At 50.7% G+C, this 16315-nt stretch carries 15 protein-coding genes and 2 tRNA genes; all 17 read right to left on the bottom strand.

Annotated elements, in window-relative coordinates:
* Nucleotides 1-92 precede the first annotated feature (92 nt).
* Nucleotides 93-581 (bottom strand): ribonuclease FAU-1 family protein, encoded by a 489-nt coding sequence (locus tag I8U18_RS11050; protein WP_160173830.1) that lies wholly within the window; start codon nucleotides 579-581, stop codon nucleotides 93-95.
* 96 nt (nucleotides 582-677) lie between these two features.
* A tRNA-Met gene (locus I8U18_RS11045) sits at nucleotides 678-754 on the bottom strand.
* Between the two features lie 5 nt (nucleotides 755-759).
* Nucleotides 760-835: transfer RNA gene (locus I8U18_RS11040), tRNA-Met, on the bottom strand.
* Nucleotides 836-1270: 435 nt separating this feature from the next.
* A complete protein-coding gene (locus I8U18_RS18220; RefSeq protein ID WP_033100687.1) occupies nucleotides 1271-1648 on the bottom strand; it encodes an FtsB family cell division protein in 378 nt (125 codons plus the stop codon).
* Nucleotide 1649: 1 nt separating this feature from the next.
* On the bottom strand, nucleotides 1650-2213 hold the full coding sequence (yabQ, locus tag I8U18_RS11030; RefSeq protein ID WP_033100688.1) for a spore cortex biosynthesis protein YabQ: 564 nt from the start codon (nucleotides 2211-2213) through the stop codon (nucleotides 1650-1652).
* Nucleotides 2210-2500 carry a sporulation protein YabP gene (gene yabP, locus I8U18_RS11025; protein WP_033100689.1) on the bottom strand — a complete coding sequence of 97 codons (291 nt, stop codon included), beginning with the start codon at nucleotides 2498-2500 and terminating at the stop codon, nucleotides 2210-2212. Before yabP ends, yabQ begins: the two co-directional genes overlap by 4 nt.
* A 41-nt stretch (nucleotides 2501-2541) precedes the next feature.
* The gene (locus tag I8U18_RS11020; RefSeq protein WP_033100690.1) at nucleotides 2542-2826 is read right to left on the bottom strand and encodes an RNA-binding S4 domain-containing protein; all 285 of its coding nucleotides are present in this window, start codon (nucleotides 2824-2826) and stop codon (nucleotides 2542-2544) included.
* Nucleotides 2827-3104: 278 nt separating this feature from the next.
* Nucleotides 3105-4571 carry a bifunctional methyltransferase/pyrophosphohydrolase YabN gene (gene yabN / locus I8U18_RS11015; RefSeq protein WP_198064762.1) on the bottom strand — a complete coding sequence of 489 codons (1467 nt, stop codon included), beginning with the start codon at nucleotides 4569-4571 and terminating at the stop codon, nucleotides 3105-3107.
* A gap of 4 nt (nucleotides 4572-4575) precedes the next feature.
* Entirely contained in the window at nucleotides 4576-6204 is a 1629-nt protein-coding gene (locus I8U18_RS11010) for a putative polysaccharide biosynthesis protein (protein WP_198064761.1), read from the bottom strand.
* A gap of 302 nt (nucleotides 6205-6506) precedes the next feature.
* Entirely contained in the window at nucleotides 6507-7049 is a 543-nt protein-coding gene (gene spoVT, locus I8U18_RS11005; protein ID WP_033100693.1) for a stage V sporulation protein T, read from the bottom strand.
* Between the two features lie 150 nt (nucleotides 7050-7199).
* On the bottom strand, nucleotides 7200-8195 hold the full coding sequence (locus I8U18_RS11000) for a peptidylprolyl isomerase (protein ID WP_033100694.1): 996 nt from the start codon (nucleotides 8193-8195) through the stop codon (nucleotides 7200-7202).
* Nucleotides 8182-11724 (bottom strand): transcription-repair coupling factor, encoded by a 3543-nt coding sequence (gene mfd / locus I8U18_RS10995; protein WP_198055988.1) that lies wholly within the window; start codon nucleotides 11722-11724, stop codon nucleotides 8182-8184. Before mfd ends, I8U18_RS11000 begins: the two co-directional genes overlap by 14 nt.
* Nucleotides 11725-11851: 127 nt before the next feature.
* A complete protein-coding gene (locus tag I8U18_RS10990) occupies nucleotides 11852-12082 on the bottom strand; it encodes an anti-sigma-F factor Fin family protein (RefSeq protein ID WP_033100696.1) in 231 nt (76 codons plus the stop codon).
* A gap of 88 nt (nucleotides 12083-12170) precedes the next feature.
* Nucleotides 12171-12743 (bottom strand): aminoacyl-tRNA hydrolase, encoded by a 573-nt coding sequence (gene pth / locus I8U18_RS10985; protein WP_033100697.1) that lies wholly within the window; start codon nucleotides 12741-12743, stop codon nucleotides 12171-12173.
* A 256-nt stretch (nucleotides 12744-12999) separates the two neighbouring features.
* Nucleotides 13000-13587, bottom strand: a complete 588-nt coding sequence (locus tag I8U18_RS10980) for a 50S ribosomal protein L25 (RefSeq protein ID WP_052154127.1) — start codon at nucleotides 13585-13587, stop codon at nucleotides 13000-13002.
* Between the two features lie 284 nt (nucleotides 13588-13871).
* Nucleotides 13872-14819, bottom strand: a complete 948-nt coding sequence (locus tag I8U18_RS10975; protein ID WP_033100698.1) for a ribose-phosphate diphosphokinase — start codon at nucleotides 14817-14819, stop codon at nucleotides 13872-13874.
* A 25-nt stretch (nucleotides 14820-14844) separates the two neighbouring features.
* Entirely contained in the window at nucleotides 14845-16227 is a 1383-nt protein-coding gene (gene glmU, locus I8U18_RS10970) for a bifunctional UDP-N-acetylglucosamine diphosphorylase/glucosamine-1-phosphate N-acetyltransferase GlmU (protein WP_033100699.1), read from the bottom strand.
* Nucleotides 16228-16315: the final 88 nt, after the last annotated feature.

Here is a 16315-nt window from a genome sequence, read left to right as displayed (position 1 = left end):
CATAGTTTGTCGTTTTCAATCTGATTGGGCATGGGAGCGACAAAACTTCCAAAGAAAGGATCAGACGGGAAATCCCCCCTGTCGAAAACGGGCTATGTTCTGCGATGGTAATGATCAGTCAGAGGGTACATCTTCGCTTCGTGGATAAACGCCGGGATCAGCTTTCGTTCCGTTTGCAGGCGAATCATTTGATCGAGCGTGCGCAAGGCATGTACCTGCTGCCGCCGTTTCAGCTGCCCGCGCTCCACCGCATCGGCAAACTCATCGATGTCGATAAGGTGATAGCGCCCGTCCGGGTAGACGATCAGATCGAGCAGCAAATCGACCATCACATATTTCAGCCGGTTGACCTGGTACATTTGCATCACATCGCAATAGTAATACAGGAATTCACCGGAACGGCCAAACACTTTGGAAATCGTATATCCTTTGCGAACGAAATAATAGGTGAGAAAAATGCGCTCGCCATCCGGGTTGGCATATTGGGTGGCAAAACAATGGCGGCCGCGCCAGTCTCGCACTTTTTCCGTATAGGTTTTATTAATCGTTGTAAATTTTATTTTTTTAATGGCGACATTCACACAACCACTCCCATGCTTTTCAAGCCGCAAAACGGCACAAAAAAAAGGCGATTTCCCACCCGCGCGGGCTTCCTCGCCTTCTCCTCGGTTTAAAATTGGTAGCGGCGGAGGGCCTCGAACCCCCGACCTCACGGGTATGAACCGTACGCTCTAGCCAGCTGAGCTACGCCGCCATGTTTGGTTGCGGGGACAGGATTTGAACCTGCGACCTTCGGGTTATGAGCCCGACGAGCTACCGACTGCTCCACCCCGCGACATTTTAATGAGCATCGCTGCGAACAATGTTTATTATACTGACAGTCCACTGCAATGTCAACAAATAAATTTATTTTTTTTATACGAAATTCTCCATGGCGGATAGAGAAGGTCTTTCCCTTGAAAATCCTTAACTTATTCAATTCTCCCGTCCGTTTCCGGTCATGTCATCCCGGCGGAAACCGCTTGAGCTTCTGTTCGCGAAACTCGCCGCTCCCTGTTTATACCGGTCTATCCTGTATGGTTCCCGGGATTCCCCCCGGACAAACTCATTCGCATCTACTTTTTCGATTTTCTGTAAAAGTCTGTTGCCGTCTCCCCCCTTCTGGGTTTGCTGAGCTTTCTCATAAAATCCTGCCGGCCGTCCTTCTCTTCCAGAAAAGAAGCCTCTTGCCCTTTCCCAAAAGCAAGAGGCTTCCCCTGGACACGACCCCTTAATCATCTCCGGTTGAATAAACTTCTTCACCCGGTTTCCCAAATCCCATTTTATGCGCCAATTCGAGCAGGTACTTTTCATCGTGCAACTTTTTGATCTCATCCTTCAGCTCTTTGGTGTGCCGCTGCCCGTCAGCCAGTTCCGCCTTTCTTTCCGCCAGGATCTTTTCCCTGTCCCAGATATGCACCTGCTGCACAATCAGCTCCACAATCGCCCAGCAGAAGAAGAGAACCATGGCGCCCAGCCAGATCAGGCGTCGCCGACGTACAACCGGGTGCAGCGATCTCTGCTTTCTCTCCCGGACTTTGGGCTTTTCCGATTCCTGTGATGTCCGACGAAACTGCAAAATGTTGTCGTTCATCCGATGAAAAGGCACGTTATCCACCCTTTGCTCTTATCTTATTCCACCATCGCTTTCCTCTCTGAATCAAGTTGCGACCTTTGATGAAGCAAGGCTCCAGCCAGCGCTGCACGGGTCGGTACAGCGGGCGTGCCAGCCACAGAAAGGGCATGAGCAACCACCTGATCACCTGAAGGGCAAACCGCAGAACCACGATGGCCAATTGCCAAAGAGAAAGGAGCGGCACCCAGAGACACAGGCGCAAAATCCGGAAGCAGAAGAACAAAAGCCGCTCCATCCCGTAAAGAAACAAACGGATCATTTTAGTGACCGTCCGGCTGAACCAGCGAAAGTACAAGAGAAAACCAACTCCGACGGCCACAAAAAAATAAAACCGCATCTCTCCCCAATTGCTCCAGAAGAGCAAACCGAACACAAGCCCCGCTGAAACAACCCAGTATAAAAGGTCGATCAGGGAAATGATCCAACCCCGCAAGCGGAACCGAATGGTCAGCACGCGATAAAAGTCCAAAAAAACGCCCAAGATCAGCCCGGAACTGAGCATGAGCCCCATCGTCAGCCATTGCGTGCCGAGGTTCACTTGAAGATCCTTCCCCAGATGCTTTTCGCTTTTTCCGAAGCGGGCATATGGACATCCAAATAGCTCATATCGATAATGTTGCCTTCGATGGAAACCCGCCCTTGATCGAGATCCAGATTTTTTATGTGCAAGTCTTGTCCGCGAATGCCAAGATACCCGTAGTCGGTTTGCAGCAAAAATTCTTCGCTGTCAAAACTCTCCACCCGGATCACACCGCTCACTTCGAGCGTATTCCGGTTGGTCAATACGATTTCATGCCGGGTTGCAGCCAAGACGTCTTCAACCATATCAAGTACCTCCTTCCTTGGTACCATGATATGGACAAAGCTTATAAATTAGAACTGGCCTGTTCCTCTTCCACGGTCGGCTCTTCTTTGACGATGGTAAACATCTGCCCCGCATCCTCTTTTTTGACGGATTCCCGGATCGCTTCGACCCGGGCTGTTACCGTTTTTTGGCCAAAACGGATGCTGATCTCATCCCCCACTGCCACATTTGTCCCGGCTTTTGCCGGCTTGCCGTTGACCGAAACCCGTCCCTGGTCGCACACTTCCTTGGCAAGCGTACGGCGCTTGATGAGGCGTGATACTTTTAAAAATTTGTCCAATCTCATGCTGTCACCTCATTTTTCAGGCGGCCGATGTGCATTGGATGGCAAGGATTCCGCCTCCAAACGGAAGGAATCCTGAAGAGGAAATTTGCTCCCGGACACTTGACGCTTACGGCAAAGCGATCAGAACCGCGGAAATCCCCCTCCGTCCCAATCCTGTATTTGCTTAATCAACACCGCCTGATCTGTCAGTTTTAGATTTTCTCATCAGAAGGGAAAATCCCTGCTTAGAATTTCACATTATTGACAAGATCCGGGAAGAAGCCGATTTTTCACCGGACCTACCGGTGTTTCTCTTTTTGTTTGGCTTCGTTCCACCATTCATCCATCTTCTCCAGCGTCAGATCTTCCAGGCGTTGGTTATGCAGAGCAGCCTGGTTTTCGATATGGCGAAATCTTCGTTCAAACTTGCGGCAGGCGTTTAAAAGCGCCAATTCCGGATCGACTCCAAGGAAGCGGGACAGATTGACAATCACAAACAGAAGATCGCCCAGTTCCTCTTCCTGTTCCGCTGCGGTCCGAGCCTGGTGCAGTTCCTTCAGTTCCTCCTGCACCTTTTCCAGCACTTCCTCTTTTTTCTCCCAATCAAACCCCACTTTTGCCGCCTGTTTCTGCTGTTCAAAAGCCATCATAAGCGCCGGCAGATGCTTGGAGACCCGATCCATGACCGACTTTTCCTGATGCCCTTCTTTTTCCTTCGCTTTGATCTTCTCCCAATTCACCTTCACATCCTCGGCGGTTTCCGCATGCTGCTCGCCAAAAACATGGGGATGGCGCCGGATCATCTTGTCATTCAGGCGGCCGATCACATCGTAGACATTAAATGTCCCCTCTTCGCTGGCGATTTGCGCATGGAGCATCACCTGAAGCAAAACATCGCCCAGTTCATCCGCCATTGCATCGGCATCCTCCTGGTTGACGGCTTCCAAAAACTCATATGCCTCTTCAAGCAAATAGGGGCGCAGACTTTGGTGTGTCTGTTTGCGGTCCCACGGACAGCCCTCCGGACTGCGCAAATGCCGGATCACTTCCACCAAGTATTCAAAGCGGCGGTAGAGGGCTTTCTCTTCCTTGACCGGCGGAACATAAACGGAAGTCAGATCGGTAAAATCCTCCACCCGGTCGAGTTCAAACAAGGGGAGCGTAACCATCTCTTCCATTCCTTCAATCCCCAAAGCCGTGGCAATCGTTACCTCGTACTCATCGGGATACACCTCCATCAGCGTGAGCTTCACATCGGAGGCAACAAAACGATCATATACCTGTGCGATCAGCACATGGGAGCGCGGATTGAGTTGTTCCGCAGTTAAACCCGTTCCATCCAAAAGGACAAACCCTTCGACCGGGTCGATTTGCAGCCGGGCAAACGCGGGATCCAAAAAGCTCCCGCTTCCCCCGCGTATATCGATCTCAATTCCTTTCCGTTTCCCCTGGTCGAGCAGCAATTGCACCGTCCGCTCAGCGACCATGGGATGACCCGGAACCGCATAGACAATCTCTTCCCCTGAAGCAAGCGCGAGCAACCGACTGGCAATTTCCCGGTAGACAGAAGGGAAGTCGGCGAATTCCTCATAGACGGAATCGAAAGAGGAAAAAGGAATCCCCTCCTGTTCCAGCCAGTTCACCACCGGATGCTTTGCCGTTCGCAGCCAGATCTTTTTCTTGTCTTTCAAAAGGCGAAGCGTGCCAAGCGACAACCCTGTTTCATCGCCAAATCCCAATCCGACAACCACAATTTTTCCGTTCATCGTTTCACTCCTTCAGCTCGAGCAGCCGCCACCTTTCCAAAAGCGGCAAAATTTTTCTTTCCAGTTTCGGCACTTTTTCAAGGTCGGCACGCGTCAACGCACCGAAGCGCAAAAGCGCCCACAAATAGACGACTCCCCCGATTCCCACGCAAGAGAGAGCGATCACGCTCATCGCCATGCGAGACTCGTCGCCGTCAACGAGGAGCGCCTTTAAGCCCAGCATCACCAGATAAACGACTGCCGCCATCCACGCGGTTGCCCAGATGGTTTTCAACGGCAGCCCCTTCAGGACGGTGGTTCCCCATTCCTTTTTGAGGGCAAACAAATTGAGTGCTGCCGTACAAGCAAAAGCGATGACAGTGGCAACCGCCGCACCGCGGATGCCCAGCAGAGGGATCAGCCACAGATTGAATCCCAGTTTCACGGCTACTCCGATGAGCAAGGTCACCGCCGGTACATAAACCCAGCCCAACCCCTGCAAAATGCCGGTTGTGGTATGCACGAGTACGGTAAAAATCGCGACAAAGGCCAGGATCGACAGCGCATCTGTACCGGCAGCATCCTTAAAGAGCATCACATTGACAGGTTCGGCAATCACCGCCAAGCCGACCGATGCCGGCAGTCCCAGCATCCACGTCAGACGCAGGGCCAACTGCGCCCTCTCTCCGGCCATCTGATCCTGTTTGCGCGCTCTTGCTTCCGCAACGGCGGGCACGATGGAAAGAGAGATTGCCGTCGCAAAAAAAGAGGCAAATTGAATCAAAGGCTGCCCCCGGTCAAAAATGCCTTTGGCAATCACCGCCTGATTCAAGCTCAAGCCGGAATCAACCAGCAGATTGGCAATCGTAAAGGAATCCACCAGGGAAAAGAGCGGCAGCACCAGCGCACCGAAGCAGACCGGTAAAGAAATCGAGATAATGGAAACGACGATGCTCCTTATGGAAGATTTGCTTCGCGGTCCTCCCGATACGTTCCGGCTGTACTCTTCTGCCCGGTTTTTGCGCATAAAAAACAGGAGTACAGCGATGGCTCCAACTGCACCCGTTGTCGCACCGAAAACGGCCCCGGCACCGATCTGCGCAAACCCGAAGCCCGTTCTGGTCAGATACCAGGAGAGAGCCAGAATCGTCGCCACGCGGATCAACTGCTCCACTACCTGTGACAGAGCTGTCGGAGCCATGTTCTGATACCCCTGGAAAAAACCCCGAATCGCTGAAGCAGCCGGAACGAGCAAAAGAGCAAACGATACCGCTTGAATGGGCAGGGTTAACAAGTTCCTGTTTCCCATCCATTCAGCCAGCTTCCCCGCTCCGAAAAAAAGAACCAGAAAGAAAACAAATCCGATGAGCAGAAGCGACACCAGAGCAATCCGGAAAATTTGTCGCGCTTCCTCTTCTTTTTCCTCGGCCAACTTTTCTGAAACCAATTTGGAGATGGCTGTCGGGAATCCGGCCGTCGCCAGGATCAACAGCACACTGTACAAGGGGTAAACTTGTTGATAGACAAACATCCCTTCATTGCCGGTGATATTTTGATACGGAATCCGGTAAAGGGCGCCAAGTATTTTGCTGAAAAAAGCCGCCAGCCCCAATATGGCCGCCCCGCGAACAAAAGATGATTGCAGTTGTGCCATAACGTTCCCCTTTCACTCCGCTATCCTTCCCATTATACAAGGAGTGAAAAAGGCCCGCAAAGAAAAAGTGGCAGTGCTGAGCTGGTCATAATCCGGCACAATCCGGGGATGAAGCCAAAAATGCGTGAATCATGGTGACACCGATGAACAGCCATTCGAAACGCAGGGAAGCGGGGGATGTCCGCCCATCGGACTGAAATGCACTTTTGCAGAAAAAAAGCAGGTGTCATTTACCTGCAAATTTACCTGTACAACCATTTTGGGGCTTTCAGGCCGGCAGCCAAGCGCTTCATGCTTCATCTCTAGTGTTCCATCTGCTTGCCGAGAAACGATGCCGCCGTTCCGGCCACCTTCACTTCCAATTCGCCCAGCCTGACTCCCTCTTTTTTTGAAAAAATCACCACGGCTCCGATGGGATCTCCTCCTGCGATGATCGGGACGATGCAGTAGGATTGGTATTCTTCTTGCATCCCCTTGAAAATCTCCGCCTTCCCCGGCACGGTCTCCAAATGGGTCCGGCGCTGCTCCATACAGGATTCCACCGTCTCACTGATCGGCTTATCCAAGTATTCCTTTTTGGATACTCCTGCCGCCGCGATCACCCCATCCCGATCGCAAATCACCGTGGCATGCTGCAAATTCTCAAACAGCGCTTCCGTGTATTCCTGTGCAAAATCGCCCAACTCGCCGATTGGGGAATACTTCTTCAAAATGACTTCGCCATCGCGGTCAACAAAAATCTCAAGCGGGTCACCTTCGCGAATGCGCAGTGTTCGACGAATCTCCTTGGGGATCACAACACGTCCGAGGTCATCAATTCGGCGAACAATGCCGGTTGCTTTCATAAACACGAGTTCCTCACTTTCCTAAAAATTTTTAGTAGTTCTGGTTAAATTAGTTCTAACGCCCATAGTATTGTTCTGCTTCCAATTAATTATGTACATAAAAAAAGCAGAGTCCGATTGAACTCTGCTTCAGATCAAACGATTTGATTGTTACGCGGGCAAAAGCGATTTGAACTTCAAGTCACTTTTAACCAGGTTGTTGTAGATTTCTTCCCGCTTTTGGGCTTTGACATCATCCGGGGCATCGGCAATCGGTTTCTGCTGTCGGTCCAGCACCTTGATGATGTGATAGCCGTAAGAGGTTTTGACAGGATCGCTCACTGTATTCAGAGGCAATGTTTTGCATGCTTTGGAAAACTCAGGTACAAACTGGTCAACCGATCCCTCGATCACCCCACCGTTATCCTTGGAGCCGGGATCATCGGAATACTGCTTGGCCAGTTTGGCAAAATCACCGCCAGCCGCCAGTTTTTTCTCAACTTCTTCGGCCCGTTTCTTGGCATCGGCATCAGAACGCTTCGGCTGCTGGTTTTGTCCATCCCCGACGGCGATCAGAATATGGGCCGCCTTCACCCAATCATATTTGTCACCTTTCATCTGCTCATCGTAGTACTCATTTACTTTATGGTAATCGACGAAGAACTGTTGGAGTTCCTCTTTCGTAAATCCTTTTCCTTTGATGGCATCCGCCAGATTTTTCGGCGCTTTGGAGCCTTCTGCCTGCGGTGCGTTTTTCAAACCATTTTCAATATCGCTCATGGTTTGATCCGCTTCCTTGTCATACTTTGGATCATCCTTGACCTTGCTCACCATATATTGTCTGGCCGCATATTCTTTTGCCAGCTCTGCCCGCAACTGATTCTGCTTATCCTTCATCGAAGACATCATCAGCCCCAACTGCGGATCAAGGAAAGCGATAATATTGATATAGCGATTGAGTTCCCCTTCCGTCACTTTCCCTCCGTTATACTCCGCCACCACTTTTTTCCCCGTCGTACTGAGCGGCTTGAATTCCGTCACCTGCTGTGAATTCTCCTTGTCAGCGGTATCCTGGTTGCTCTGTGTGGCGGCACATCCGCCGGCAACAATCGAGACAATCAAAATTAATGCTAACAGTCCCGCGATCCATTTTTTACCCAGTCGCATTTTTAACGGCTCCTTTCAGTTTGGGAACGTCTTTATATTTTATCAAAAACTGTTCCACCATTTCTAATGCCCTCTTTGAAGACATTCCTTTCACTTTGAAGACAACCCCGATTTTTTCTCCTGTGGAGAAGCGAATTTTTCCCGGGAAATCTTGCGCGATTTGGAAAAGCTTTTGTCCGTCGATTTTCTCGTTTTGCGAAGGGTGAAACAGAAGGGAGATATCCCCGTCCTTTTGCTCGATGGCTTCAATTCCGCAGGACATCGCAAAAGCCTTGATTTTCGCGATTTTCAAAAGCATCTGCACCGGTTCCGGTAAATCGCCGAAACGGTCTTCGATCTCCTCTTCCAGATCACTGACCTCATCCAATTCGGTTACTCCGCGAATTTTTTTGTACAGCTCGATTTTCTGCTTCTCATCCCGGATATACCCTGACGGCAAATAGGCGTCAACGCTGAGATCAATCACCGGTTCACCCGGCTGTTCCTGCACGTTTTTCCCCTGAAGCTCATTGATCGCTTCCTTCAGCATCTGACTGTAAAGCTCAAATCCGACAGTGGCAATATGTCCATGCTGTTCCGCCCCCAAAATATTACCCGCACCGCGGATGGACAAATCCCGCATGGCGATTTTAAACCCGGACCCGAGCTCAGTAAATTCCTTGATCGCTTGCAACCGTTTTTCCGCCGTTTCCGAGAGCACTTTATCCCGCTGATACGTAAAGTAGGCATACGCGATCCGGTTGGAACGGCCGACACGTCCGCGCAATTGGTACAGCTGGGACAAGCCCATCTTATCCGCATCATAAATGATCAGTGTATTGACATTTGGAATATCGACGCCCGTTTCAATAATGGTGGTACTTACCAGTACATCAAACTCACCGTCAAGGAAGTCGAGCATAACCTTTTCCAGTTCCGTTTCCGGCATTTGCCCGTGCGCGACCGCCACGCGTGCTTCCGGCACGAGCATGCGAATTTGCTCGGCCATCTGTTCGATGTTCTGCACCTGATTATACAAAAAGTAAACCTGTCCTCCGCGCGCCAATTCCCGCTCCACAGCTTCACGCACGAGTGCGGCCGAGTACTCCAGAACGTACGTTTGCACCGGGAAACGGTTTTCCGGCGGCGTCTCGATCACCGACAGGTCGCGCACGCCCATCATCGCCATGTGAAGGGTGCGCGGAATGGGGGTTGCCGACAAGGTGAGCACGTCGATGTTGTGTTTCAACTGTTTGATCTTTTCTTTGTGCTTTACGCCAAACCGCTGTTCTTCGTCGATGATCAACAGTCCCAGATCCCGGAACGTGATATCTTTGGAAAGCAAACGGTGTGTCCCGATCACAATGTCCACTGTACCATTCGCCAAGCCTTCTATTGTCTCCTTTTGTTCCTTGCGGGAACGGAAGCGGCTCAATACATGGATCTGCACCGGAAAACCGGAAAACCGCTCACGGAACGTTTCAAAATGCTGTTGTGCCAGGATGGTGGTCGGAACCAGCACCGCAACCTGCTTCCCGTCCATGGTCGCCTTGAAAGCGGCACGAATCGCCACCTCCGTTTTTCCGTAACCCACATCCCCGCACAGAAGGCGGTCCATCGGTTGTTCTTTCTCCATGTCCTGTTTAATCTCTTCAATCGATCGGAGCTGATCCGGCGTTTCCTCATACGGGAACATCGCCTCAAACTCTTTCTGGTAGGGCGTATCTTTCGCAAAGGAATAGCCTTTGGCCTGTTGCCTTTTTGCATAGAGTTCAATCAGATCCTGGGCAATATCCTGCACGGAGGTGCGAACCTTGTTTTTCACCTTGCTCCATTCGCTGCCGCCCAAACTGTAGACTTTGGGTGCTTTTTCCTCACTGCCGATATATTTTTGCACTTGGTCGATCTGCTCGACGGGAACGTAAAGTTTATCGTTGCCGGCATACTGAATGTGCAGATAATCCTTGTGCATTCCACCTACATTCAGCGTTTCAATCCCGACATACCGACCGATCCCGTGATTTACATGCACCACATAATCGCCCGGCTTCAGTTCCTGATAATCCTTGATCTTCTCGGCATGATCCAGTTTTACGTGGCGTCTTGTCCGCCTTTGCTTCTGAGTAAAGACTTCGCTCTCCGTCACAACCGCCAAGCGGATGCCGCTCATTTCAAATCCGTTTTGCAAGGTGCCGACCCGAATCACCGGTTTTCCCGGGAGCGGCAGATGTACGGGATTGTCACGTTCGATTTTCATCCCGTAATCAGCCAGCACGCGTTCCAAGCGTTCCGCCCGCTCTTCGCTGCTGGCCAGGAAGAGGACGCGATACTGCGCCTTGACCCAACGGTCCCACTCTGTCTTTAAAACGTGCATCTGTCCGTGAAACTGTTGCATGCTGCGACAGATCGCCTGAATGATATTCTGCGGTTGGACACCGGGAATCTGCCTCATAAACAGTGATAAAAAAATGCGTTGAGGCCGGCTTTTTAAGATTACTTCATCATACGGAAGGGAAATTTTGAGTTGAGGCAAAAATTCCCCTTGTCCCAAAAGCGCGGTTTGCCATTCTCCTTCTTCGCGTTCCATCTGCTTGGCGCTTTCCATGATCCTGGTCGGTTCATCCAGAATCATCACGGTCTCCTTTGGCATATAATCCAGCAGACTTTCATAATTCGGATAAATGCAATCAATATACTTGTAAATACCAGCAAACACTGCTCCGGATTTCAGTTGTTCAATATCGTATCCGATCGAACTGGTCAATTTCTGTTTCAACGCAGAATTTTTTACGTTAGCCAGACGTTCCGCCAACAGCTTTTCCACTTGTTCTCCCGCTTGGTAGAGCCGGTCGGCATCGGCAAACAGCTCTGTCGCCGGAGGCAACAGGACTTCTTGCCATTTGTCGATCGATCGCTGGTCGGAAACAGAAAAAGGGCGAATCGAATCGACTTCATCGTCAAACCATTCGATCCGTACAGGTCTGGCAAAATTGACGGGATAAATATCGACGATTCCCCCGCGGACACTGCATTCACCCGGCTTTTCCACCATGTCGACCCGCCGGTAACCGATTTTGACCAATTGTTCAACCAATGGTTCAATTTCTTGCACCATTCCTACTTTTAAATGAACATGATTTTGCGCAAATACGCTTTTCGGTGGAAATAACTTCCGCAGCCCTGAGAACGGAACGATCAACACTCCGTTAAAACCGAGTGACAACCGCGACAACACATCGATCTTGTCACCGAGTGTCTCATGGCCTGCCATGGCAATTTCCGTTGTCACCAACTCATTGGCCGGATAGAGAAGCACTTCTTCCTTGGGCAGGATCTCCTGCAGATCATCTGCCGCTTTTTGCGCCTGATTGAGATTGTGGCAAACGAGCAGCATCGGCCGTTTGCTTTCCTGGTAGACTGCGGCGATATACAACATGCGGGCGGTGCCGGTAAGTCCGGAGACCAGCTGATCTTTCAGTCCGGCTTTAAGCCCCTCCACCGTTGACTGGAAGTCATGATCTTGTTTAAATATATGGATCAACGGCATCATCAGATGTTCCTCCCCTTTTCAAAAACTTCAATGTGAAATAGAAAAGAAGCCTTAGCTCTCAACAGCCAAGGCCGTTTTTTCGGTATAATCAGAAAAATACCCGCCATCAGGTTATTCATTTGCCATGTCAATGGTAAAGGGATGGATACAGCAAACGTTCTGGGTCGCGCTCCAGCACCTGCTGGCATGCTTCGCAGGTGACACGCACCACCTGATTTCCATCCATATCATTGGATATTATATCGTTCCGTTCATCCGGGGTCAACTGATCAAAGCCGAGATCCGTTTCGGACAAGACGGTTTTCTCAATCGTACCGACGGGATATCCACAATGGCGGCAAACATAGTGTATGGCCATAAGGCTGCCTCCCTAACGCCAATTTTGCTATTAGTATCACCGCAAAAGAACAGAATATACCTGGTGCAGCGCCGGGAGACAATGATGTTCAGGACTGTTTTCGCATATTGTAAATATTCATCGCTTCGAGAAAAGTGGAACTGAGCCAACGTTCTACGGCATCTGCCGAGCGCACGACTGCATCGGATATCTCCTCCAATTCGGCGGAAGAAAATGTGCCCAGCACATAATCCGGTATAGGAACCGGGCTTTCCGGCCTGCCGATGCCGATCTTGATCCGCTTGAACTGATCGCTGCCCAGATGAGCGATAATTGATTTCATCCCGTTATGTCCGCCGGCGCTTCCTTTCAGTCGCAACCGAATTTGTCCAGGCGGCAGGTCCAGGTCGTCGTAAATGACGCATAAATCTTCCAGATCCGCCTTCAGCCAGTCCATTGCCGGACGGACGGCTTCACCGGATAAATTCATATAAGTCAAGGGCTTCATGAGGATCACCTTTTCCCCCCGGATCACCCCTTCTCCCACTTCCGCATTCCACTTTTCTTTTGTGACGGGAATTCCCCATCGCCGGCTCAGTTCGTCAATCACCCAAAAGCCGATATTATGACGGGTCCTGGCATACTTGATGCCCGGATTCCCCAACCCTGCAATCAATTTCATGCTGTTCCTCCTCAAGTCTGGCAAGCCTCAACCCATTGGAAGGATGAGGGACGGTTTTTACTCCATTTTTTTATTTTCTCAGATCAGCCGCAAATTAAAAAGGCTTCCCCTTTGCAGATTATTGTAAATGTAAACAGCTTTTTCTGTTGCCAATTTTACAACGGATCACATCAAATTCAAAATATCCCGTTAAACAGGTGCAAAAAAAGCGAGAGGATATAAAAAAAGCGCAACCGGGAAAGTTGCGCGTCGGGGATCACTCGTTTTCTTTTTCGTTTTCTTCTTCCGCCTCCTGCGAAACTTCTCCTGCCTGAGGAGGCACGATGCTGACAACAACGGCTTCCGGGTCTGCCAGGAGCTCAACCCCCTCGGGGAGATGCAGATGATTCAGCGATAAGCTATCCCCCATTTCCAAGCCGCTGATGTCCAGTGTCAATTCCTGCGGCAACCGGTCGGGCAGGGTGCGGACTTCGACCGTGCGCAGATGTTGTTCAACGATGCCTCCCGCTTTCGCTCCCGGAGCTTCCCCTGTGAGAACGAGGGGAACTTCTGCATCAATCGGCCGGTTTTTCTCCACTTTGAAGAAATCGATATGCAGCAGGCGATCTTTAACCGGGTCTCTCTGGATGTCTCGAACCATTACACGATAAGCTTTTCCTTCCAAACGCAGATCAGCAAAGCCTCTTGCCCCGAGTTTGCGAACCTCGCTTTCCGCCACGTGAATCAACTCGGGGGAAAAATCCTTCCCATACAGGACTGCGGGTATTCTGCCTTCCCGGCGCAACCGGTTTATATATCCCTGCGTTGTTCTTTCCCGCTTCTCTGCTGTAATGGCAACTGACATAACCAAACATCCCCTTTCTTGAGTAAGGGTATACCCGGATCATCGGCTTCCTAAACTTCAGCTGCCGTCAACCGGCAAAAAAAGTTCCATCTCCCGCAAACACCGGAACAAATCTCAAAAAAAGGAAAGCGCTTTCTCTGTTTTGCAAAAGTACAGGTGTGTTACAGGTTGGATCGTGATGTCCCCTTAACCTCCCCACATCGATGGTCGGTGAAAGGGGCACCACTCCCCACCCGAGTTTGCCGGTTTTCATCCCGATTTGGTTTGGCATCATGTCCGTTTTCTCAGTCAAACAGCTTGCTGACCGATTGCTCATTATGAACGCGCAAAATGGCCTCCCCCAGCAAAGCAGCAACAGACAAGACCTTAACCTTGTCCAATTGCTTGTTTTCCGACAGCGGAATCGTATCGGTTACCACCATCTCTTTGAGATTGGAATCACGGATTCGGTCAATGGCCGGACCGGAGAAGACCGGATGGGTACAGCAAGTGTAAACTTCCTTGGCGCCATGCTCCATCAAGGCGTTGACGGCCAGCGTGATCGTTCCGGCGGTATCAATGATGTCATCAATAATGATGGCTGTTTTTCCTTTTACATCTCCGACAATGTTCATCACTTCAGCCACGTTGGGTTCGGGCCGGCGCTTATCGATGATCGCAATCGGCGCTTCCAAACGCTCAGCCAAACGACGAGCCCGAATCACACCACCGTGGTCGGGGGAGACAACAACGACATCGGTTAAGCCCTTGCTTTTGAAATAGTCTCCGAGGATCGGCACACCCATCAGGTTATCCACTGGGATATCAAAAAAGCCCTGAATCTGTGTTGCGTGCAAATCCATTGTAATCACGCGGTCGGCTCCGGCTGTTTCGATCAGATTGGCCACCAGTTTGGCCGTGATCGGATCGCGCGCACGGGTTTTGCGATCCTGGCGGGCATAGCCGTAATAGGGAATCACCACATTAATCGTTCCCGCGGAAGCTCGGCGCAGCGCATCAACCATGACCAATAGTTCCATCAGGTGCTGGTTGACAGGATCACAGGTGGATTGGATCACATACACATCGGAGCCGCGCACACTCTCATTCAGTTTGACATGAATTTCCCCATCGCTGAATTTGCCGACATGGGCATCACCGAGCGGGATCCCGATATGATCGCAAATCGCCTTTGACAAAGCGGGATTGGAATTGCAACTGAATACCTGCAAGCGAGAATTACCTGTCGACATAAGCTGAAGTTCCTCCAATTTCATTTCATTTGGCTGAGCGTTTTTCTTTTAATTTTTGCGCGTAACCCGGTTTGTTGGTTTGCCGCTCACGCGCAATCGCCAGGGCATCTTTCGGCACATTGTCCGTAATGGTTGAACCGGCGGCCACATACGCCCCTTCTTCCACCTTAACCGGAGCCACCAGGTTAACATTGCAGCCGACGAACGCCCCGTCCTCAATCACCGTTTTGTGTTTATTCAGTCCATCATAATTGACCGTGATCACACCGCAACTGACATTTACATTCTCTCCCACATCTGCATCTCCTACATAGGCGAGGTGAGAGATTTTTGTACCGTTTCCGATATTGGCTTTCTTCAGATCGACAAAACAGCCCACTTTGGTGTTGGCACCCAGATCCGTTCCGGGACGAAGATAAGCGTAAGGCCCGACTTTGGCCTGCTCCCGGATTTTGCTGCCTTCAATCACGGCATAGCGAATCCGGGCTCCGTCCGCCACCACCACATCGGACAAATCGGCTTGCGGCCCAATGTGGCAACCTTCACCAATGACCGTTTTGCCCCGCAAAAACGTTCCCGGTTCAATCACGGTATCCGGTCCGATCTCCACATCTGCTTCAATATACGTACTTGCCGGGTCAATGATTGTCACACCGCTTCTCATCGCTTTGCGCAAAATGCGCTCACGCATCTGTTTCGCCGCTTCGGCCATCTGAACGCGGTCATTCACACCCATCGCTTCATCCGGATCATCAAGAATTTCTGCGCGGATCGGCTGCCCCTGCTCACGCAAAATGGCTACGACATCCGGCAGGTAATATTCGCCTTGAGCATTATTATTATTAACGAGAGAAAGTGCAGAAAATAATTTTTGATTATCAAAACAATAAGTTCCGGTATTAATTTCCTTAATGGCCCGTTCTTCTTCCGACGCGTCTTTTTGCTCGACAATGCGGTCGACTTGGCCGTCCTCCCGGCGCACGATCCGTCCATAACCGGTCGGGTTCTCCATGACCGCCGTCAGCACGGTCGCTGCCGCACCTGAAGCACGATGGTTTTCCACCAGCTTCCTGAATGTTTCCGCGGTAAAGAGAGGATGGTCACCGTTGATCACCAAGGTGATTCCCTCTTCATTTTGCAAAAGAGGCCTTGCTTGCATGACTGCGTGGGCCGTTCCCAGCTGCTCCTTCTGATCGGCAAATAAAACCCGGTCACCCAGATGTTCTTTAACCGCTTCCGCCTGGTGCCCGACGACAAGAATGGTTTTTTCCGTCTCAAGTTCATCCAAAGTATCTAGAATATGGTCGATCATCGGTTTTCCGCAAACGGGATGAAGGACTTTGTGTTTTCGTGATTTCATCCGCGTCCCTTTTCCAGCTGCCAATATCACCGCATAAACATGTTGCATGAACAAAGCGCCCCCGTTTCTCGAAACTTCCTCCCTGAATATATCGCATCATATGTAGGATTGCAACCAAACCGGTCTTTAAACTTTC

Source organism: Thermoactinomyces sp. CICC 10522 (assembly GCF_016055075.1).
In the GTDB taxonomy this organism is placed as follows: domain Bacteria; phylum Bacillota; class Bacilli; order Thermoactinomycetales; family Thermoactinomycetaceae; genus Thermoactinomyces_A; species Thermoactinomyces_A daqus.
Note: the sequence above shows the minus strand (reverse complement) of the source record. Positions and strands in the feature narration are given on the sequence as shown.

What these genes read in the sequence shown, in the direction of transcription:
- I8U18_RS11020 (WP_033100690.1), bottom strand. Translation starts at nt 2,826, where the DNA reads ATGAGATTGGACAAATTTTTAAAAGTATCACGCCTCATCAAGCGCCGT.
- glmU (WP_033100699.1), bottom strand. Translation starts at nt 16,227, where the DNA reads ATGCAACATGTTTATGCGGTGATATTGGCAGCTGGAAAAGGGACGCGG.
- I8U18_RS11000 (WP_033100694.1), bottom strand. Translation starts at nt 8,195, where the DNA reads ATGCGACTGGGTAAAAAATGGATCGCGGGACTGTTAGCATTAATTTTG.
- pth (WP_033100697.1), bottom strand. Translation starts at nt 12,743, where the DNA reads ATGAAATTGATTGCAGGGTTGGGGAATCCGGGCATCAAGTATGCCAGG.
- spoVT (WP_033100693.1), bottom strand. Translation starts at nt 7,049, where the DNA reads ATGAAAGCAACCGGCATTGTTCGCCGAATTGATGACCTCGGACGTGTT.
- I8U18_RS10990 (WP_033100696.1), bottom strand. Translation starts at nt 12,082, where the DNA reads ATGGCCATACACTATGTTTGCCGCCATTGTGGATATCCCGTCGGTACG.
- mfd (WP_198055988.1), bottom strand. Translation starts at nt 11,724, where the DNA reads ATGATGCCGTTGATCCATATATTTAAACAAGATCATGACTTCCAGTCA.
- I8U18_RS10980 (WP_052154127.1), bottom strand. Translation starts at nt 13,587, where the DNA reads ATGTCAGTTGCCATTACAGCAGAGAAGCGGGAAAGAACAACGCAGGGA.
- yabP (WP_033100689.1), bottom strand. Translation starts at nt 2,500, where the DNA reads ATGGTTGAAGACGTCTTGGCTGCAACCCGGCATGAAATCGTATTGACC.
- I8U18_RS11010 (WP_198064761.1), bottom strand. Translation starts at nt 6,204, where the DNA reads ATGGCACAACTGCAATCATCTTTTGTTCGCGGGGCGGCCATATTGGGG.
- yabN (WP_198064762.1), bottom strand. Translation starts at nt 4,571, where the DNA reads ATGAACGGAAAAATTGTGGTTGTCGGATTGGGATTTGGCGATGAAACA.
- I8U18_RS10975 (WP_033100698.1), bottom strand. Translation starts at nt 14,819, where the DNA reads ATGTCGACAGGTAATTCTCGCTTGCAGGTATTCAGTTGCAATTCCAAT.